Source organism: Streptomyces sp. NPDC002176, from assembly GCF_044903645.1.
Taxonomy (GTDB): Bacteria; Actinomycetota; Actinomycetes; order Streptomycetales; family Streptomycetaceae; genus Streptomyces.
Genome location: NZ_JBJDQW010000005.1, coordinates 568479 through 588892 on the forward strand (window position 1 = coordinate 568479; position 20414 = coordinate 588892).

The following is a 20414-nucleotide window of genomic DNA, read 5'->3' on the forward strand; positions in this document are numbered from 1 at the left end:
TCATCCCTGCCTGGGCAGGGTGTACACCGGTACGGAGTACAAAGGGGTGCACACCCGTAGAGCCCCAGAGTCCGGAGAGCGCGTCGATGCCCTACCCCCATGTCCTGCTGTCCGCCGCCGTCTCGCTGGACGGGTACCTGGACGACACCGGCCCCGAGCGGCTGCTGCTCTCCAGCCCCGCCGACTTCGACCGGGTGGACGAGGTACGGGCGTCGGTGGACGCGATCCTCGTCGGCGCCGGGACGATCCGGGCCGACAACCCCCGGCTCCTGGTCAACTCGCCCGAGCGACGGGCCGCGCGGGTGGCCGAGGGCAAGGCGGCGTACCCGCTGAAGGTGACCGTGACCGGGTCCGGCGATCTCGACCCGGCCGCCAACTTCTGGCACACCGGCGGGGAGAAGGTCGTCTACACGACGGACGACGGGGCCAAGCGCGCCGCGAGCCTCCTCGGGGACACCGCCGACGTCGTCCCGCTCGGCCCCGCCCTCGACTGGCGAGCGCTCCTCGCGCACCTGCACGACGTGCGCGGTGTACGGCGGCTGATGGTCGAGGGCGGCGGCACCGTGCACACCCAGCTCCTCCAGCAGGGCCTCGCCGACGAACTCCAGCTGGTCCTCGCCCCGCTCTTCGTCGGCGACCCGGCCGCCCCCCGCCTCTTCGGCCCCGGCGCCTACCAAGGCGGAAGGCTCCGGCTGACCGACTCCCGCCGGATCGAGGACGTCGTCCTGATGCGCTACGAGCCCACCGCCCCCGGCACCGGCCCGCTGGACACCGCCGCCGACCGGCACTGGCTGCGCACCGCCTGCGAGCTGGCCGGGCTCTGCCCGCCCTCGGCCACGGCCTTCAGCGTCGGCGCGGTGGTCGTCGCGGCGGACGGCACCGAGCTGGCGCGCGGCCACTCCCGCGAGGGCGGCGACCCCGTGGTCCACGCCGAGGAGGCCGCGCTCGCCAAGCTGGACCCCGCCGACCCGCGCCTGCCCGGCGCCACCGTCTACAGCAGCCTGGAGCCCTGCGCCCACCGCGCCTCCCGGCCCGTCCCGTGTGCCGGGCTGATCCTCGCGGCCGGAGTACGCCGGGTCGTCACCGCCTGGCGCGAGCCGGACACCTTCGTCACCGCGGCCGACGGCTCCGGAGTGCTCGGCGCCGGGGGCGTGCAGGTGGTGACGGTGCCCGAGTACGCCGCACTCGCACAGTCGCCGAACGCTCACCTCGCGCTCTGAGGCCCACGTCACGGCAGCGTGTGTGCATCGGGCCCCGCGGATGACGTATGCTTGAGACACAACGACGCGGGGTGGAGCAGCTCGGTAGCTCGCTGGGCTCATAACCCAGAGGTCGCAGGTTCAAATCCTGTCCCCGCTACTGAAGACTCAGGGCCGGAATCCAGTAAATGGATTCCGGCCCTGAGTGTTTTCCGGGACGGCTGGTGTTGTTGAGTCACCAGCAAAACTCCTGTGACTCCTGAAGCGCGGTCAACTCGCCCTGTTCGCGATGTTCCTGACCGATACGCACCCCGTCAGATCATCAAACGATCAAGCTGAACGGGCTTGGAATCCAGTGCGCGTGTCTATTAACGTTCGATAACGCAGTGCGGTCGTTACAGCCGTCAGCAGAGACGGCGCCGTGCGCACACGCCGAATCCCGCAAGGGAACCGGGGACCCACCACTTTGGGGTGAATCGCGCCCCGATCCGCCGTGCACCACCCTCGGAGCACGTCGGGTTTACGCGCGTAGGAGACCTTCCTGCTCCGAACCCGTCAGCTAACCCGGTAGGCGGAGGAGGGAAAGGAGTGCGCCCGCGTGGCGTCCAACCGGCCTGCCCCACAAGCCCCGTTCGCGCCGGACGCGAGTGAGCCCTTCGCCTATGGCGCCCCCCGTGCCGAGGACGGCGCGTGGGAGGAGTGGAACCCCACCGAGGAATCCCTACCCCCTGTACGCGGCCGTCACCGGGTGGCCAAGCAGCGCGGCGGCGGACTCGCCCGCAGCTCCACCGTGCTCGGCGTCGGTGTCATCGCCGCCGTCGGCGCGGGCGGCATGGCCAGCGCCAACACCGGCAAGCCGCCCGTGTCCATCGCCATGCCCGACCTGCCCTCCGTGGGCTCCCTGATCGACGGGCACCACGCGGAAGCGCCCGCCGCCTCCCTCGCCGGTGTCGCCACCGCCACGGCCACCGCCACCGACGACTCCACCGCCGACGCGGGCGAGGCGCTGCGCAGCCGGATCATGGCCCAGGCCGAGCGGCAGCAGAGCAAGGCCGACAGCCGGGCCACCGCGGCCGCCGTCGCCAAGGCCGACCAGCAGGCCGCCGAGGCCGCCGCCAAGGCCGCGAAGGAAGCCTCCGTGAAGGCCGCCGCGGCCAAGGAGAAGGCGGAGGCCGACGCCGAGAAGAAGGCCGAGGCGGCTCGCCTCGCCACGCTGGCCAAGCAGTACACGCTGCCGACCTCCTCGTACACGATCACCTCGACCTTCGGGCAGGCCGGTTCGATGTGGTCCTCCGGGTACCACACCGGGCTCGACTTCGCCGCGCCCACCGGCACGCTGATCAAGGCGATCCACAGCGGCACCGTCACCGAGGCCGGCTGGGCCGGGGCGTACGGCTACCGCACGATCCTCACCCTGGACGACGGCACCGAGCTGTGGTTCTGCCACCAGTCCTCGATCAGCGTCAGCGCCGGGCAGAAGGTGTCCACCGGCGAGGTCATCGGCCGCGTCGGCGCCACCGGCAACGTCACCGGCCCGCACCTCCACCTGGAGGTCCACCCCGGCGGCCAGCCCACCGGCATCGACCCCGGCGCCTGGCTGCGCGGCAAGGGGCTCACTCCCTGAGCGAGTGACCCCGACCCGGAATGGACGGGGCCCGAGTGATCGTTGAGGAGAGACATGACTGCTTCTCCGCGCAAGCTCGGTTCCTCCTCCCTCGAGGTCTTCCCGCTCGCCCTCGGCGGCAACGTCTTCGGCTGGACCGCCGACCGGGACACGTCCTTCGCCGTCCTCGACGCCTACCGCGCCGCGGGCGGCAACTTCATCGACACCGCCGACTCCTACTCGGCCTGGGTCGAGGGCAACAAGGGCGGCGAGTCCGAGACGCTCATCGGTGAGTGGGTGCGGGCGCGGGGCGTCCGCGACCAGGTGGTCATCGCCACCAAGGTGAGCCAGCACCCGGACTACCAGGGTCTGGGCGCCGCCAACATCAAGGCCGCCGCCGACGCCTCCCTGCGCCGCCTGGGCACCGACCACATCGACCTCTACTACACCCACTTCGACCAGCCCGAGGTGCCGGTCGAGGAGATCATCGGCGCGCTGGACGAGCTGGTGCGGGCGGGCAAGGTCCGCTACATCGGCGCCTCCAACATCAGCGCCGAGCGGCTGAAGGAGTCCTTGGACTTCTCCGACCGCGCGGGCCTGGCCCGCTATGTCGCCCTCCAGCCGCACTACAACCTGGTCTCCCGCGACACCTACGAGGGCCCGCTCCAGGACGTCGCCGCCCGCGAGGGCCTGTCGGCCGTCCCGTACTTCGCGCTCGCCTCCGGCTTCCTCACCGGCAAGTACCGGCCCGGTACGACCGTCGACAGCGCCCGCGCCGGTTCGGCGGCCAAGCACCTCGACTCCGAGCGCGGCCAGAAGGTGCTGGCGGCCCTGGACGAGGTCGCCGCCGCCCATGACACCGCCGTCGCCACCGTCGCCCTGGCCTGGCTCGCCGCCCAGCCGACGGTCGCCGCGCCCATCGCGTCGGCCCGCACGGTCGACCAGCTCCCGGCGCTGGTGGACGTGGCCGAGCTGAGCCTGACTCCGGCGGAGCTGGAGCGGTTGACGCAGGCGTCTGCCTGAGCCCGGCCGGGGGCGCGTGGGCGGCCGACGGTCCGTCGTGGCCGGTCGCGCAGTTCCCCGCGCCCCTAGGTGGGCATCCGCCCCCGGAGCCCAGTCGCACCCTTACGTGCGGTACGGGTTGTAGCCCGCGTATGGCGGGGCCGGATGCCCGTACCGCTGCCAGTACGGGACCGGGGCGGGGGGCGGGGCCGTGACGTGGGCCGCGTACTCCAGGGCCGGGCGGGAGGAGTCCCGGTGCTGCCACAGCGCGGCCAGCAGTTCGCGTTCCCGGGCGGCGAACTCGGTGCCGACGCGGCCCGCGCGGGCGCGGTGGCGCAGCAGGGCCAGTTCGGTGGCGTCGCTCTCGTAGCGGACCACGGCACGCGCGGCCGGGCGGCCGCCGAAGCAGCGGCGGGCGTGGTCGCGGGCCAGCCGACGGGCGCGCAGCGAGCCGAGGGCGAAGGGCTCGGCGGGGCCCAGCCACCCGGCGTACACGTAGACGGGCAGTTCCTCGCGGGCCACCCGCAGTTCGCGCTGCCGGGACCGGATCAGCAGCCAGGCCAGCAGGCCGAAGGCGGGGGCCATGAAACCGCCGTAGACGACGAGGAAGCCGAACTGGCCGAAGGCGGCCGAGCCGTTCCACAGGGCGTGCAGGCCCATGGCGAGGAGCAGCCCGCCCACCGGGAAGAGCACCCGGAGCACCGGCCGTCGCCGTCGGCCGGGCAGCGCGGCCAGGCCGAAGCCGATGCCCGTGCACACGGTGAACAGGGGATGCGCGAACGGCGACATCACGGCGCGCACGAAGAAGGTCGCCGCGGTCACGGAGACGAGGCCCGAGGTGCCGATGGACCGGTCGGTGCCGAAGGCGTTGCCCAGATAGAGGATGTTCTCGGTGAACGCGAAACCGGTCGCGGTCACCCCGGCCAGCGCGGCCCCGCCGACCGGCCCGGTGAAGTCCCGTCTGCGGAAGACGAACACCAGCAGCACGGCGGCGGCCTTCGCGGACTCCTCCACCACCGGCGCGATCACCGTCGCACCGAGCGTGTCGGCGCTGGAGGGGTTCGCGGTGGTGGTGGCGATCCAGTGGGTGGCGAAGCTGTTGGCGACGATGGCGATCAGCGCCGCCGCGCAGGCGCCCCACGCGAACGCGAAGAGAAGGTTCCGCCAGGGGCCGGGCCGTACCCGGTCCAGCCAGCGGAACGCGGCTATCAGCCAGGGCACCGGCACCACGGCGAGCCCCAGCCCGACGAGGAAACCCTCCGTGCCGGTCTGCCTGCGCACCAGCGCCAGGATCACCAGCCCGGACAGCGCCAGCAGCGCGATCAGCGACCCGTGCCGCACCCACTGCCGCCGCCACCAGGGCGGCCGGGGGCCGTCGCCGGAGGGGTGGGGCGGGTACGCGGAACTGATGGCCACAGCATTGACCCTAACGGTGACCGGGCCCGACGGCCTTGGGCTTTACGCCCCGCTGAGCTACGGGTTCTCGTGCGGTACGCGGTGGAACAGCAGGTCGTTCACCACATGGCCCTTGTCCAGGCCCTGGCCCTCGAACCGGGTCAGCGGCCGGAACGCGGGGCGCGGGGCGAAGCCGCCGTCCGGCCGGGTGTTCTCGAAGTCCGGGTGCGCGTCGAGCACCTCGAGCATCTGCTCGGCGTACGGCTCCCAGTCGGTCGCGCAGTGCACGACCGCGCCGGGCGCCAGCCGGGTCGCGGCCAGGCTCAGGAACTCGGGCTGGATCAGCCGCCGCTTGTGGTGCCGCTTCTTCGGCCAGGGGTCGGGGAAGTAGACGCGGAGCCCGTCGAGGGAGTCGGGGGTGAGCATCTCCCGCAGCAGGATGATCGCGTCGCCGTTGCCGACCCGGACGTTGGACAGCCCGCCCTGCTCGGCGAGGTTCAGCAGATTGCCCTGGCCGGGGGTGTGCACGTCCACGGCGAGGATGTTGGTGTCCGGGGCGGCCGCCGCCATCTGCGCGGTGGCCTCGCCCATGCCGAAGCCGATCTCCAGCACGACCGGGTTCGCGTTGCCGAACAGCTCCGCGAGGTCGATGACCCGCTGCCCGTCGATGTCCAGCCCCCACTGGGCCCACAGCCGGGCCAGCGCGTCGGCCTGGCCGGTGGTGACCCGGCTGCGGCGGGGCTGGAAGCTGCGGATGCGCCGCTCGAAGTGCGATCCGGCCGGGTCGGGCCGCGGGCCGTCCGGGAACCGGGGCTCGCCCTTGCTCCGGGAGGTCCGGGCGGACGGTCCGGGCGCCGAGGGCAGCGCGGTGCGCGGCTCGGCGTCGGCGGGCCGGGTGGCTTCGGGGGTGTTCACGGAGTCAGACACAGTGGCTCCGATTTTAGGCGCTCCACCGGTCCGCCCCCCGCCGCCGACGGCCGTGCGGTCGGTCACGGTGCCCCTCACACGGCCCGCAGCATCGCGAGCGTGCGCCGGGCCACCTCGCGGCCGATGGGCAGGGACGCCGTGGCCGCCGGGGACGGGGCGTTGAGTACGTGCACCGCGCGGGCGCCCTCCCGGATGAGGAAGTCGTCCACCAGCGTCCCGTCCCGCGTCACCGCCTGCGCGCGCACCCCGGCCGGTGCCCGCACCAGGTCCCGCTCCTCCACACCGGGCACCAGACGGCGCACCGCGTCCAGGAAGGCGGGCTTGGACACCGACCGGCGCAGCTCGCCCGCGCCGTACCGCCAGTGTCTGCGGGCCAGGGCCCACGCGCCGGGCCAGCTCGCGGTGCCCGCCAGCTCGCGCGGGCGGACCACGCCCCAGCCGTACCCCTCGCGGGCGAGCGCCGGTACCGCGTTGGGGCCGACGTGCACGCCCCCGTCGAGGCCCTTGGTGAGGTGGACGCCGAGGAAGGGGAACGCCGGGTCGGGCACCGGATAGACCAGGCCCCGCACCAGCTCGGGCCGGGCCAGCTCGTAGTACTCACCCCGGAACGGCACGATCCGTACGCCCGGCTCGTCGCCGGTGAGGCGGGCCAGGTCGTCGCAGTACAGGCCCGCGCAGTTCACCAGGACGCGGGCGCGGACCACCTGCCCGGCCGACGTCAGCACCGCCACGCCACGCTCGGGGCGCCGGTCCACCCGGACGACCCGCGAGCCGTACCGGATCTCGGCGCCCGAGGCGCGGGCCAGCTGGCGGGCGACGGCCGTGAAGTCGCAGACGCCGGTCGTGCCGACGTGGATCGCGGCCAGACCGCGCACCTCCGGCTCGTACTCGGCGATCTGGGCGCCGCCCAGCTCACGGACCGGGATGCCGTTCTCCCGGCCGCGCTGCACCAGGGCGTGCAGCCGGGGCAGCTCGGCGCGGTCGGTGGCGACGATCAGCTTGCCGGTGACGGAGTGATCGATGCCGTACTCCGCGCAGAACTTGATCATCTCGGCGGCGCCGCGCACCGCGTACCGCGCCTTCAGCGAGCCCGGCCGGTAGTAGATGCCGCTGTGCACGACCCCGCTGTTGCGCCCGGTCTGGTGGCGGGCCGGTCCCGGCTCCTTCTCCAGCACGGTGACCCGGGTGCCGGGCGCGGCGCGCGTCAGGGCGTACGCCGTCGACAGCCCGACGATGCCGCCACCGACCACCAGCACATCGCAGTCGTACGCGTCCGCCCGCACTTGCACCACCTCCCGACCTCGATAGTGCACTGCGCCACTGACAACGCCTTCAAACCGCGCCACAGCAGGCTTGTGTCACTACGCCGGTGCCATCAGCAGCGGGCGGGCCCGCTCGCGGAGTTCCACCACGCGGGGCTCGTCGCCGTAGGGCTCCAGGCGGTGCAGGAGGTCCTTGACGTACTCGGTGGTGCGGGCGGAGGAGATGCGGCCGGCCACCTCGACCGCCCGTACGCCCTGCTCGCAGGCGGCGTCCAGGTTGCCCGACTCCAGCTCGGCCACCGCGGAGACCACGAGGCGCAGCCCGTGCGAGCGGACGAACTCCTCGGTCGGCTTGGACAGCGCCTGCTCGGTGAAGCGGCGCACCTGGCGGGGTGCCTTGAGGTCGCGGTAGCACTCGGCGGCGTCGGCGGCGAAGCGGTCGTAGCCGTAGAAGCCGAGCCAGGTCGGGTCGCTGTCGCCCTCGCGGGACCGCTCCAGCCAGCCCTCGGACGACTTCAGGGCGGCGCCCGCCGCGTGCGCGTCGCCCGCGCGCGCGTGGGCCCGCGCCTCGACCAGCCGGAAGAAGCTCATCGTGCGCGCGGTGGCGAGCCCCCGGTTCCGCTCCAGGGCGGCCTGCGCGAGGTCGACGCCCTCGTCGCCGAAGCCCCGGTAGGTCGCCTGGAGGGACATGGAGGCGAGGACGTAGCCGCCGAGCGGGACGTCGGCCGCCGCGCGGGCGAGGCGGAGCGCCTGGATGTAGTACCGCTGGGCCGCCTCCTGCTGGCCGGTGTCGAAGGCCATCCAGCCCGCCAGCCGGGTCAGCTCCGCCCCGGCGCCGAACAGGGCGCGGCCCACCTCGTCGGAGTAGGAGCCGAGCAGCAGCGGGGCCGCCTCCACCCGCAGGCACTCCGGCACCATGGACGAACGCCAGTCACCGCCCCCGTACTTGGAGTCCCAGCGCCGGGCGTCCTCGGCGGCCTCCCGGAGCTTCTGCACATCGCTGTGGCCGACTTTGATCGGTGCGGAGGCGCCCTCGGCGGAGTTCGCCTCCCGCTCGACCGAACTGTCGGCGGGGGATATCAGCCATCGGGAAGCGGGCGTCGCGTAGGCGCTCACGGCGAACGACCCGGCCAGCGAATGCCAGATCCCGCCCGACCCGGCACGGCGTCCGGCCAGGTCCAGGCGGTACAGGTCGGTCGCCGAGCGCACCGCCTGCCCCACGTCGCGCGGGAAGGCGAGACCCACCTCGGGCGCGGGGTCGGCGTCGGCGAGGCCGATCTCGTGCAGCGGCACCGGCCGGCCGAGCTTCTGCCCGATCGCGGCCGCGATCAGATGCGGCGCCGCACCCTGCGGCACCATCCCCTTCGACACCCAGCGCGCGACCGAGGTCTTGTCGTAGCGAAGCGTCAGACCCCGTTGCGCGCCCAGGTCGTTGACACGGCGCGCGAGGCCCGCGTTGCTGATTCCCGCGAGGGCGAGAACGGTGCCGAGTTTCTCGTTCGGCCCGCGTTGCTCCCTGGACATGCGCCACCCCTCGACACAGACGGCTGCCCCGCTGGCATAACCACGCGGCATTCGTAAACACAGCGTAGTTCGCCGCATCCCAAGCGTTAAGGGGCATTGTTCCGGATGGCGTGATTGCGGTCCGTACGGGAGTACGGCCCTGTACGCACCGTGCACGGAGCGTCGCGGCGTGCCCCCGCGCGTGTGGCCGTGCGCCTGTCCGTGCGCTCTTCTCCGGCCACCGGGGGAGCGGTTCCATGGCTCTGCGTGGGTCGGCCCGCTGTACTTGAGTCCAGTGGGCTGGGGGACGCCGCCGCCTACATCCCCGCGGGCGGCGGACCGGTCCGGGAGGCGACGCCCGCCTCCCGGGCCGTGCGCGCTCGCCGGGCCGCCGTGCGCTCCGCAGGGCCTGTACGGAGCGTGCTCACATCCCGTGCCCAGTCGCCAAGTTGGCCGAAAACAGCCGCCGTTCCGCTTCCGTCATTCCCGTTCCCACCATGGCACTTGAGGGCGCGAAGGGCGTTCCGGGGGAGTGAAGCGGGGCGCATTCGCATCGCTCCCCCTCCTCATCCGCCGTGGACGACGCGGGAGTTCATCCTGCCCGCCGTACGCTGCCGTATCCCGGCGGCGCGTCGGGTCCTGCCGTGTTTCCTGCTGGTTTCCCTCGATTTTCCCTCGATCGAAGGCGGCGCCACCACCCTTCCCCGGCGCGTTCTTCATGGCAGCATGGGTCCGGTTCGTGCGGTGCTCTGGTGGTCCACAGCCTGTGGAGGCGTCGATGCGGTGGTTGGTGGGGTGGAGCAGCACCGCCGCGCGTGCCCTCGGCGCCGCCGACTCCGCGGGCGCCACCGGGTACGAGGGCGAGACCCTGCGCCCCGTCGGCTCCCACCTCCTGTGGGGCGACCCCGACCCGCTGTGGGCCGTCGGCGACTGGCGCCCCGACGAGGTCCGCGTGGTCCACGCCGACGCGCAGAACCGCATCGCCGTCCTCGGCATCTGCGGCGCCTCCGACGAGGAGCTGCGGCGCGGCCTGTTCACCGCCCGCGGCGGCGCCCTGCGCCACCTCACCGCCTGGCCGGGCAGCTACACCGCCGTCGTCCAGGCCGGTCGGCGCATCACGGTCTGCGGCGACCTCGCGGGCGCCCGCCCGGTCTTCCACACCCCCTGGGACGGCGGCACCGCCTTCGCCACCGCCGCCCTCCCGCTCGCCGACCTCACCGAGGCCAACCTCGACTTCGGCCACCTCGCCGCCCTCCTCGCCGCCCCCGAGGTACCGGCCGCCCTGCGCGACAGCACCCCCTACGAGGGCGTGCGCCGTGTCGCGCCGGGCCACGCGCTGGTGCTGCGCGCCGGAGCACGCGAGATCGTCGGCTACGAGCCGGTCGCCTCCCTCGCCGTCGCCGCGGCACCCGTCGACCCCGACCGCGCGGTGGACGCCGTACGGGACGCCCTGGTGGAAGCCGTACGGGTCCGGCTCGCCGCACCCCGGCACGTCCCCGGACTCGACCCCGGCCCGGTGCCCGGCATGGGCCCGGCCGAACGGCGCGCGGCACGCGGCATGCCGGTGCCCGGCATCGGCGCCGACCTCTCCGGCGGCCCCGCCTCCGGCACCCTGGCCCTGCTCGCCGCCGGACTCCCCGGCCGACCCGGCACCCTCCTCGGACACGGCACCGGCGCGGGCGAACGCCTCCTCGCCGTCACCTTCAACGACCTGGCCGTCTCCGGCCGCGAGGCCGAGGTCGAGCGCGCCGGAGCCCTCGCCGCCAACCCCCGCCTGCACCACGTGGTGGTCACCGGCGCCGAGGACACCCTCCCCTACGCCGACCTCGACGGCCCGCTCACCGACGAGCCCGGCCCCTCCCTGGTCACCGCCGCCCGGCACCGCGCCCGGCTCGCGGCGGGCAGCGCCGACCACTTCACCGGCCACGGCGCCCGCCAGGTGCTGGACGCCCACCCGGCCCGGCTGGCCGACCTGCTGCTGGACCGTCAGCGACGCCACCTGGTCCGCCCGGTCGCCGCCCTCACCCGCGCCGACGGCTCGGTCCTGGTCCCCGCCCGGGTGTACGGCGCCGCCCGGCGGCTGTCCCGTACCCCGTACCGCACCGGTCTGGAGGCGCTGGCCGAGCGGCTGATGCGGCGGCGGTTCGACGAGCCCAAGGGGCCGGTCGGTGCCTCGCTCGCCGCGCTGACCTGGGCGAGACCCGGTCCGGCCGCCCGGTGGCTCACGGGGGAGGCTCTGGCCGAAGTATCGGTTCTGCTCCAGACCGGCGCCGACCGGGCGGCCGGGGGGCCGGGACAGAGACCCGGCGAGTTCCGCGCCCGTACCGTCCTCGCCCGGCACGCGGCCGACCTCCGCGTCCTCGAACAGGCCGCCGAGGTCCGCTCCCAGCGGCTGCACGCCCCCTTCCTCGACAACCAGGTCGTCCGCGCCTGCCGCGACCTCCCCGAGGCCCTGCGCGTCAAACCCGGTGCCCGCTCGGCCGTCCTGCGCACGGTGCTGGAGGGCGCCGGGGTCACCGACCTCCCGCCCGGCTGGGGCACCCCGTCCCACGCGTCCTCGGCCGCCGCCGCCCGCACCGGCCTGCGGCTGGCCGCCGACTCCCTGGTCGACCTCTTCGACACCCCGCTGCTCGCGGACGCCGGTCTGGTCGAGGCCCGCGTGGTCCGCAAGGCCCTGCGGGAAGCCGCCTCCGGCGAACCCCTCCCGCTGGACGGCCTCGCCGAACTCGTCTCCCTGGAGCTCTGGCTCGGCCGCCTCCTGTCCCGCCGAGGCACCTGCTGGACCGGCACCCCGGCCCGCGCCCGCGCCGTCCCGTCGGGCATCGCCCCGCAGCGGGGGGCTCTGCGGGCGGGAGCGCGGCCGAGCTAACCGCAGCTGAAGCGGGACTTTGCCCAGTCCGCCAGGGCCGCCTGGTCGAAGTGGGTTCCGCGGGGCTCCACCACCAGCCGTACCGTCTTCCGCCCGGCCAGGTTCACATGGACCGGTACCGCCGGGTCGCCGCCGGAGACCGTGCCGGACCGCCAGAGCCGGACGCCGTCCGCGTACACCGCGAAGGCGACCTTGCCGAGGCCCAGCGTCATGTCGTCCACGCCGACCACCGCGTCATAGGCGGTGCACTCGCGATTGAGGTCGACGGTCACCGAGGAGTCGCCGCGCACCGTGACACCGGGGGAGTAGCGCTCCCCGCCGATCGACATGCCGTACCGCTGCCACACCCAGCTGCTCTCGCCGAGCCGTACCTCGGGCTCGGAGCCGTCGCCGGTGAGGTCGTAGCTGAGTTCGCTCAGCTCGTAGGACCGGGGCGGGGGCGGCGGAGGGGTGGGGGTCGGGGTCGGTGTGGGGGTCGGCTTCGGCTTCGGGGGTGTGGGGGTGGGGGTGGGGGTGGGCGTCGGGGTCGGCCTGGGCTTGGGCGTCGGCTTCGGGGTCGGAGTCGGGGTGGGCTTGGGGGTCGGCTTCGGCTCCGGTGCGGGCTTCTCCGCCACCGGGACGACGGGGGCGGGCGCGGGCGGAGCGGGCGGCTTCGGCGCGGGCTCCTGCTTCTTGGCAGGCGGGGGCGCGGGCGGCGGGGTCTGCTGGATCACCGGCGCGGACGGCGACGGCTCGGCGATCTCCTTGGCCGGCCGGCTGTCGTTCACCAGCGCCAGGGCCACCACGGCGGCGGCCACCGCGACCACACCGGTGGCGATCCCCGCCTTCACCGGCGCGCCCAGCCCCTCCGATGCCGCGCCACCGCCCGCCGCCCCACCACCGGTGGACCCGGTCGCGGCGGCCGCGGCACCCGCGGCGCCCACGCCCGCGCCACCGGCGATGACACCGAGCGCCTTGGCGTACCCGGCGGCGCCGAACCAGCCGATGACCGCGATCGGGACGACGGCCGGGATACCCCCGGCGACTTCCTCGATCTGCGCGGCCGCCAGACGGCACTTGGCGCACTCCTCCAGGTGCTTGCGCAGCCCGCGCTCGGCCCGGACGCGCAGCTTGCGACGCGCGTAGCCCCCGAGCTGGTCGGCGTAGCGCGCGCACTCCTCGTCGTTCACCAGGGTCGCGCTGACATGCGCCTGGAGGTACGCCTGCTTCAGCCCCTCGCGCGCCCGACTGGCCAGCACCCGCGTGCCGTTGGCGTCGAGCCCGAACAGCACGGCTACCTCGCTGGGCGACTCGTCCTCCACCTCGGTGTGCCAGAGCACCGCCTGCCAGCGCTCGGGCAGCGAGCGGAACGCCTGCATGGCCAGGGTCTGTTCGGCCTCGTGCATCGCGCGTACGTCGGCACCCAGATCGGCGCCGAAGGCACCCAGGGGGCCGGTGTCGTCGGCCACCTCGGCCGCCCTGGCCGCCTGTTGGGCGAACACCGCGAAGTCGTCCACGAGTTGCTCGCGCTTGGCGGACTGCGTCCAGTGCGCGGCGACCCGGCGCACCGAGGTCAGCAGATAGGCGCGCACCGCGTACTCGGGGCCCGAACCGCCGCGCACCGCCTGCAGCATGCGGGCGAACACCTCGGCGGTGAGGTCGTCGGCGGTGTGCCCGTCCCGGCAGCAGGTACGCGCGTAGCGTCGCACCGCGTCCGCGTGCCGCCGGTACAGCTCCTCGTACGCCGAGTCGTCCCCGGCGCGCATCCGCTCGATCAGCTCGCCGTCGGCGGGCGGCGCGTCCGGCGGGGGCGGCAGCGCACTGCCCTCGCGCTGGGCCGGGAGACTCGCCCGCTCACCGCCGCCAGAAGCGGCCCGGCCGCCCTGGCTCGGCACCTGCGGAGAGGTCAGTCCCCCGGCCTCCGCGTCACCGCCACCGTCGGCGCGCGCGCCGTCCCACCCGTCAACGCCCATCGCGTAAAGCCCCCGACACCGGCACAGCCCAATCCTTTACGGGCTCAGCGTGCCATAGCCGTATTCATCACCGGTCCACTCGTCCGACCCGTCACTCATCCGAGCGGAAGTTTCACCAACCACCCGCAAACAGTTCCGAACAAGCAGCCCCAGTACGGGGGTTCAGCGTGCCGGTGCTCCGCTACGCGGGCCGGGACCGCAGTCCCTCCAGCAGGATGTCCAGCAGCCGGGCGGAGGCGGCCGCCTGCTGTGCCGCGTCCGGCAGCGCGGGCGCCGCCGTGGCGATCACCAGCAGGACGTCCGACACCGACACGTCGGCCCGCAGCTCACCGGCCGCCCGCGCCCGCTCCACCAGCTGACCGACCACGTCCAGCAGCGCCGCCGTACCCGGCTCGCCGCCCGCGCGGTCCCCGTCCACCAGCCGCAGCTCCCCGGCACCCGCCTGGGAACGCTGCTGCGGCACCCGCGCCTCCTCGGCGACAGAGGCGACGGAGGCGACGGAGGCGACCGGGGCGACCGGCGCGGGGCTCTCCTCCACGACCCCCACCCGCAGCACCTGCGGCGGCAGCAGCCGACCCGCGCCGGACGCCACCGAGGTGCGCAGGAAGCGGGAGAGCGCCGACCACGGCTCGTCCTCCTGCCCGAGCGCGGTCCGCGCCTGCTCGGTCAGCCGCGCGGTCTCCTCCTCGGCGATCCGCCGCACCAGCACGTCCTTGCTGGGGAACCGCCGGTACACCGTGCCCACACCGACCCGCGCCCGCCGCGCCACGTCCTCCATCGGCGCGCCGTACCCCAGCTCGCCGAACACCTCACGCGCCGCCCTCAGCACGTGCTCCAGATTGCGCTGCGCGTCCACCCGCAGCGGCGCCGCGCGCCCGCCGCCCGTCCGTCCGGCCGACGCGAGGGGCGCCGCTGACCAGTGCGTGTCCTGAACATGCATGTCTTCCCCCGGTAATGACGTCTCCCCCCGGAGACTCCCCGCCATTGACTTCCGAAAGCGCGGAACTGGCGCCGGTCCTGAGCGGGCCCCCATCCGGCGGCCCCCTCGACGACCCTCCCGCACCCCGTCGACACAGCAACATAGTTGAGCGGCAGTCAATTCAGAAGGGGTAGGTTCCGCACAGTGCGCCCCTCGATCGGAGTACGAGCCATTTATGTCCGGATTCCGCGCCCCCACCCCTCCGGCCTCCGGTCACACAAATTGCCGAGGCTGTGGACAAACAACAGCGCCGGGTGCGTCATGGGATGGTGAAGGAACGCGCGCGCATTCTGGTCGTCGGCGGGGGCCACGTCGGCATGTACACCGCCCTGCGTCTCCAGCGGAAACTGAAACGGCAGCTCAGACAGGGTGACGTCGAGATCACCGTGGTCAGCCCCGACCCCTATATGACGTACCAGCCGTTCCTCCCCGAGGCGGCCGCCGGCTCGATCTCCCCGCGCCATGTCGTCGTACCCCTGCGCCGCGTCCTGCCCGACTGCCGCGTCGTCATCGGCGAGATCACCGCCGTCGACCACGCCGTACGCACCGCCGCCGTCACCACCCTCGCCACCGAACAGCACGGCCGCTCCGCCGAACTCATCGGCTACGACGAACTCGTCCTCGCCCCCGGCTCCGTCTCCCGCACCCTGCCCGTCCCCGGCCTGGCCGAGCACGCCATCGGCTTCCGGACCGTCGAGGAGGCCATCGGGCTGCGCAACCACGTCATCGAACAGATGGACATCGCCTCCTCCACCCGCGACCCCGCCCTGCGCGACGCCGCCCTCACCTTCGTCTTCGTCGGCGGCGGCTACGCCGGGGTCGAGGCCCTCGGCGAACTCGAGGACATGGCCCGCTACGCCGCCCGCTACTACTCCAACCTCCGCCCCGAGGACATGAAGTGGGTCCTGGTCGAGGCCACCGACCGCGTCCTGCCCGAGGTCGGCCCCGAACTGGGCCGCCACACCGTCACCCAGCTGCGCCGCCGCAACATCCAGGTGCTGCTGAACACCCGCCTGGAATCCTGCGCCGACCGCGTCGCCGTCCTCAGCGACGGCCGCCGCTTCCCCACCCGCACCGTCGTCTGGACCGCGGGCGTCAAACCCCACCCGGTGCTCGCCGCCACCGACCTCCCCCTCGACCCGCGCGGCAGGCTCCGCTGCACCGCCCAGCTCGCCGTCGAGGGCACCGAGCACGCCTGGGCCGCGGGCGACGCCGCCGCCGTACCCGACGTCACCGCCCCCGGGCCCGGCGCCACCACCGCGCCCAACGCCCAGCACGCGCTGCGCCAGGCCAGGGTCCTCGGCGACAACATCGCGCACACCCTGCGCGGCGAACCCCTGCGCACCTACGCCCACCGGCAGCTCGGCTCCGTCGCCTCCCTCGGCCTGCACAAGGGCGTCGCCCAGGTGTACGGCCGCAGGCTCACCGGCCGCCCCGCCTGGCTCCTGCACCGCGCCTACCACCTCAGCCGCGTGCCCACCGTCAACCGCAAGGCCCGCGTCCTCGCCGAATGGACCCTCGCCGGACTCTTCAAACGGGAGATCGTCTCCCTCGGCTCACTCGAACACCCACGGGCCGAGTTCGAACTGGCAGCCGGTGGAAAACCCCCACGTCGCCCCCCGGACCCCCCGAAGGGGTCGTCCTGACCGGAGCCGGGAACTCCCCGGCCCGTACGGGCGTCTGACGGATGTCGCCGCGGACGGCCACCTGCCAGACTGCTCCACATCCTCGGACGGGCAACAGCCCGCCCTCAGCACACGCGAGGCTTTCCCCACTGTGAACTTCACGCGCTGGAGCGCCCGGCTCCCCGGAACGCAGCGCCGCGCCGCAGCGCGGACCGAACAGCCGGTCCCCCCGGACCGGCGGAGCGAGAACCCGGTGCCCGCCGCCCGCGCCGGACACCCCGCCTCCGCCGTCGACGAACTGCCCACACGCGAGGTCCTCGACCGCGTCCCGGCCCTCGTCGCCCTGGTCCACGGCCCCGACCACCGCCTCGCCCACGTCAACGACGCCTACACCGCCGCCTTCGGCCCCCGCCCGCCCGGCACCCCGGCCCGCGACACCCTCCCCGAACTCGCCGAGCTGGGCCTCCTCCCCCTCCTCGACCAGGTCCTGCGCAGCGGCAGACCCCGCACCCTGAAGTCCCGCAAGGCCGTCGACGGCCGCTCCTACACGTTCACCTGCACCCCGGTCACCCGCCACGGCGACCGCGACGCGGGCGTACTCGTCTTCGCCACCGACGTCACCGACCACGCCGAGGCCGCCGAACGCCTGCGCGCCAGCGAACGCACCGAGCGCCAGACCGCCGTCACCCTCCAGCGCTCCCTGCTCCCCCAGGACCTCGAGGAACCCGACGACCTGCGCGTGGCCGCCACCTACCAGCCCGGCGGCACCGAGGCCGCGGTCGGCGGCGACTGGTACGACGTCATCACCCTCGGCGGCGGCCGCACCGCCCTCGTCATCGGCGACGTCATGGGCCGGGGCGTGCGCGCCGCCGCGGTCATGGGCCAGCTCCGTACTGCCGTCCGCGCCTACGCCCGCCTCGACCTCCCGCCGCACGAGGTCCTCCAGCTCCTCGACGGCCTCGCCGTGGAGATCGACGCCAACCAGATCGCCACCTGCGTCTACGCCGTCCACGACCCCAACGAGGGCCGCCTCGTCTACGCCTCCGCCGGACATCTGCCGATCCTCGTCCGCGACGAGAACGGCGAGGTCCTGCGCGCCGACGAACCCACCGGCCCCCCGCTGGGCACCGGCGGCTGGGTCCACTCCTCCGGTTCCGTCCCCCTCGGCCCCGGCGCCACCGCCGTCCTCTATACGGACGGCCTGGTCGAACGGCGCGACCAGGACCTCGACGAGGGCATCGCCGCCCTGGCGCGCGCCCTCTCCGGCGCCACCGGCACCCCGCAGGTCGTCTGCGACCGCCTGGTCCGCTCGGCCGGTGTCACCGCCGACCACGACGACGACGTGGCGGTCCTCGTCCTCCAGCACCCCCACCGCACCGGCCCCGCCGCCGACCTCTTCCGCAACGCGGCCCTGGACCTCCTCGGCGGCGTCGAGGCCGCCCCGCGCGCCCGCGCCTTCGCCTCCGGCGTGCTCACCAGCTGGCGCTTCCCCACCGAACTGCACGACCTCGGCGTCCTGGCCACCAGCGAGCTGGTCGCCAACTCCCTCCAGCACGGCACCCCGCCCATGCGACTCAGGCTGCGCCGCACCGACCGCCGCCTGACCATCGAGGTCACCGACGGCGACGACCACCTCCCGCGCCGCCGCCGCGCCGACCCGGCCGACGAGTCCGGCCGCGGCATCGACATCGTCGCCACCATCGCCTCCAACTGGGGCTCCCGCCGCACCCCGGGCGGCGGCAAGGCGGTCTGGTGCGAGTTCCTGCTCCCGAAGCGCTGACGCTCCGGACATACGAGAAGGGCCGGAAGCACCTGAGGTGCTCCCGGCCCTTCTGCCGTGTGTACGTACTTCTTATGCGCTGACCGACTCCACCGGAGTACCGCCCCGCGCCACGACCCGGCTCTTCGCATGCGCGGCCCACGGGTGGTCCTGCGCGGGCGTGAGCCGTCGGCCCAGCCGTACCGCCAGCACACTGATCGCCACCGAGAACAGCGCGAACGTCACGATGTACGGCGCGTGCAGTGAGGCGCCCAGCGGCCCGCCGATGGCAGGTCCGACCGCCAGCGCCAGCTGCTTGACCAGTGCGAACGCGGAGTTGTACTGCCCGGCCATGCCCTCCGGCGCCAGATCGGCGACCAGCGGGGCCACGGTCGGCGACAGCATCGCCTCACCCAGCCCGAACAGCGCGTACGTCGACACGAACGCGGCCGTGGCCATCTCCTGGCTGCCGTGCCCGAGCCCGGCGTACCCCGCCGCGAGCCAGGCGACGGTCCAGATCAGACCGACCACCGCGATCACCCGCGACCGGCGCCGCCGCTCGACCAGCTTCAGCACGGCGAACTGCGCCACGACGATCATCATCGTGTTGGCGGCGAGCGCGGTGCCCAGCGTGGACGTGGATATCCCGGCGGCCTCGACGCCGTAGGCGCTCAGACCGGACTCGAACTGGCCGTAGCAGGCGAAGAACAGCACGAAGCCCAGCACGCAGAGCTGGACCATCGCCCGGTTGCTCATGAGCTGCCGCCAGCCGGTCTTGGCCGAGCCGGTGGGCAGGTCGGTGATGCGCGGGGCGCGCGGCATCCGCACCGTCGCCATCAGCACGGCGAGCAGCAGGAAGATCGTGGCCTCGATGGTGAACAGCACGGTGAAGGAGGAGGCCCGGCTCGCGTCGACCAGGTGGCCGCCTATGAGCCCGCCGACGCCCAGACCGAGGTTCTGCAGGAAGAACTGCATGGCGAACGCCCGCGACCGGGTCGCGGAGGTCGAGCAGTCCACGATCATCGTCGCCAGCGCGGGCTGCATCACCGCCTGCCCGGCACCGAGTGCGGCGGCGGTCAGCAGCACGGACACCGCACTGCCCGCCAGCCCCAGGCCCAGGGCGCCGAGCGCGGACAGGACCAGGGCGACGAGCAGGACGGGCAACGGACCGCGCCGGACGATGGCCCGCCCGGCGAACGGCAGCGCGATGAGCGCCGCCACGGCGAAGACGGCGAGCACGAGTCCCGCCGTCATGGCCCCCAGCCCTCGCACCTGCGCCACATAGACGTACAGATACGGGACCGTGAAGCCGAGTCCGAACGCGCTGAGCGCGTTGCCCACGTGGATGCGGGGCATCGCCGCCCCCATCGCCCTGGTCACGTTCACCTCTTCCACAAGTTAGGAGTGAAGACTTCAAAGCTAAAGTTCGAAGCTAAAGACTACATGCCGAAGGACTTCAAGGCAAAGGCTCCCCGTGCCATACTCCTGGGCATGGCCGACAACGCCGGCGTGCCGGAGCCGACACTCGAAGAACAGATCGCCGCCTACCAGCGCGAGTTCCAGGACCTCGACCCCCAGGTCGAGGAGATCGTGTCGGCGCTGTCTCGGCTGAACCGCCGGATGAACGTGGCGTACGGCCGCCAGACCGCCGAGCTGGGCATCAGCAACGCGGAGTGGGAAGTACTGAAGGCCCTGGTGCTCTCCGGTGCCCCCTACCGGATGGGCCCCGGCGAGCTGGCCAAGCGGCTCGGCCTCACCCCGGCCGCCATGACCCACCGGATCGACCGCATGGTCACCGAGGGTCTGGTCACCCGCGAGCGCGACGAGTCCAACCGCGTCCGTGTCATCGTGGAGCTGACCACCGAGGGCCGCGAGAAGTGGCTCGAGGCGATGCGCATGGCGACGGTCTTCGAGGAGGACCTGCTCCAGGACCTCACCTCCGGGGAGCGTTCCGTACTAGGAGAGGTGCTTGCCCGGCTCCTCCGCCGCGTGGAGCACGCCCAGCCGGACGCCGAGGGCCGGCTCTCCGACCTGGACTGATGGCCTGAGCAGGGCCGACGGAAAAAATCTTGACAGGGGGGCTTGACCCGCCCCTGGCGAGTCCGTAAAGTTCTTCGGGTTGCACGGAGCCGTAACGGTTCTCCGCAACACCTCGCCGCCTGGTGCGGCACCTCAAACCAACCAGTACGACCATCCCCCTGGGATTGCTTTCGGCGCGTCCGAATTCAATTCGAATGGGAACCAGCAGCCCGATTAGGAACTGCCGGGGTTGATCGGCTAGAGTTTGAGACGTCGGAACGGCCCAGCGGGCCGGGAAGACAACCCCCTCTGACTGGGAA

14 protein-coding genes, 1 tRNA gene and 1 riboswitch are annotated in these 20414 nt (G+C 73.6%); of the genes, 8 read left to right on the plus strand and 7 right to left on the minus strand.

Annotated features, from left to right (window positions below; translation table 11 throughout):
• Window positions 1-86: 86 nt before the first annotated feature.
• The 4 genes from ACI2LY_RS25455 to ACI2LY_RS25470 all read left to right on the plus strand — a co-directional run bounded on the left by ACI2LY_RS25455 (window position 87) and on the right by ACI2LY_RS25470 (window position 3825).
• Entirely contained in the window at window positions 87-1220 is a 1134-nt protein-coding gene (locus ACI2LY_RS25455) for a dihydrofolate reductase family protein (RefSeq protein ID WP_404709161.1), read from the plus strand.
• A gap of 65 nt (window positions 1221-1285) precedes the next feature.
• Window positions 1286-1359, plus strand: a tRNA-Met gene (locus ACI2LY_RS25460).
• A 260-nt stretch (window positions 1360-1619) separates the two neighbouring features.
• Window positions 1620-1788: riboswitch (cyclic di-AMP (ydaO/yuaA leader) on the plus strand.
• Window positions 1789-1797: 9 nt separating this feature from the next.
• Entirely contained in the window at window positions 1798-2823 is a 1026-nt protein-coding gene (locus ACI2LY_RS25465) for a M23 family metallopeptidase (protein WP_404709162.1), read from the plus strand.
• A 54-nt stretch (window positions 2824-2877) separates the two neighbouring features.
• Window positions 2878-3825, plus strand: a complete 948-nt coding sequence (locus tag ACI2LY_RS25470; RefSeq protein ID WP_404709163.1) for an aldo/keto reductase — start codon at window positions 2878-2880, stop codon at window positions 3823-3825.
• A 102-nt stretch (window positions 3826-3927) separates the two neighbouring features.
• On the opposite strand, the gene ACI2LY_RS25475 is transcribed toward ACI2LY_RS25470, so the two are convergent.
• The 4 genes from ACI2LY_RS25475 to ACI2LY_RS25490 form a co-directional block, all read right to left on the minus strand.
• A complete protein-coding gene (locus ACI2LY_RS25475; RefSeq protein ID WP_404709164.1) occupies window positions 3928-5220 on the minus strand; it encodes a PrsW family intramembrane metalloprotease in 1293 nt (430 codons plus the stop codon).
• 57 nt (window positions 5221-5277) lie between these two features.
• Window positions 5278-6126, minus strand: a complete 849-nt coding sequence (gene trmB, locus ACI2LY_RS25480; protein WP_404709165.1) for a tRNA (guanosine(46)-N7)-methyltransferase TrmB — start codon at window positions 6124-6126, stop codon at window positions 5278-5280.
• Between the two features lie 74 nt (window positions 6127-6200).
• Window positions 6201-7418, minus strand: coding sequence for an L-2-hydroxyglutarate oxidase (gene lhgO / locus ACI2LY_RS25485; RefSeq protein WP_404709166.1), 1218 nt, complete (start codon window positions 7416-7418; stop codon window positions 6201-6203).
• Between the two features lie 69 nt (window positions 7419-7487).
• Window positions 7488-8912: an MFS transporter gene (locus tag ACI2LY_RS25490; RefSeq protein WP_404709167.1), complete on the minus strand. Its 1425-nt coding sequence runs from the start codon at window positions 8910-8912 to the stop codon at window positions 7488-7490.
• Between the two features lie 757 nt (window positions 8913-9669).
• Here ACI2LY_RS25490 and ACI2LY_RS25495 point away from each other — a divergent pair.
• A complete protein-coding gene (locus tag ACI2LY_RS25495) occupies window positions 9670-11760 on the plus strand; it encodes an asparagine synthase-related protein (RefSeq protein WP_404709168.1) in 2091 nt (696 codons plus the stop codon).
• On the opposite strand, the gene ACI2LY_RS25500 is transcribed toward ACI2LY_RS25495, so the two are convergent.
• Both ACI2LY_RS25500 and ACI2LY_RS25505 read right to left on the minus strand, forming a co-directional pair.
• The gene (locus ACI2LY_RS25500) at window positions 11757-13712 is read right to left on the minus strand and encodes a sigma-70 family RNA polymerase sigma factor (protein WP_404709169.1); all 1956 of its coding nucleotides are present in this window, start codon (window positions 13710-13712) and stop codon (window positions 11757-11759) included. The genes ACI2LY_RS25495 and ACI2LY_RS25500 overlap by 4 nt on opposite strands.
• A gap of 181 nt (window positions 13713-13893) precedes the next feature.
• Window positions 13894-14652: a TetR/AcrR family transcriptional regulator gene (locus tag ACI2LY_RS25505; protein ID WP_404709170.1), complete on the minus strand. Its 759-nt coding sequence runs from the start codon at window positions 14650-14652 to the stop codon at window positions 13894-13896.
• 305 nt (window positions 14653-14957) lie between these two features.
• Here ACI2LY_RS25505 and ACI2LY_RS25510 point away from each other — a divergent pair, with 305 nt between their 5' ends.
• Window positions 14958-16337, plus strand: a complete 1380-nt coding sequence (locus tag ACI2LY_RS25510; protein ID WP_404709171.1) for an NAD(P)/FAD-dependent oxidoreductase — start codon at window positions 14958-14960, stop codon at window positions 16335-16337.
• Between the two features lie 130 nt (window positions 16338-16467).
• On the plus strand, window positions 16468-18096 hold the full coding sequence (locus ACI2LY_RS25515) for a SpoIIE family protein phosphatase (protein ID WP_404709172.1): 1629 nt from the start codon (window positions 16468-16470) through the stop codon (window positions 18094-18096).
• Window positions 18097-18168: 72 nt separating this feature from the next.
• On the opposite strand, the gene ACI2LY_RS25520 is transcribed toward ACI2LY_RS25515, so the two are convergent.
• Window positions 18169-19443 (minus strand): MFS transporter, encoded by a 1275-nt coding sequence (locus tag ACI2LY_RS25520; RefSeq protein WP_404709190.1) that lies wholly within the window; start codon window positions 19441-19443, stop codon window positions 18169-18171.
• Window positions 19444-19566: 123 nt separating this feature from the next.
• On the opposite strand from ACI2LY_RS25520, the gene ACI2LY_RS25525 reads away from it, so the two are divergent.
• Window positions 19567-20115 carry a MarR family winged helix-turn-helix transcriptional regulator gene (locus tag ACI2LY_RS25525; protein ID WP_389003213.1) on the plus strand — a complete coding sequence of 183 codons (549 nt, stop codon included), beginning with the start codon at window positions 19567-19569 and terminating at the stop codon, window positions 20113-20115.
• Window positions 20116-20414 lie beyond the last annotated feature (299 nt).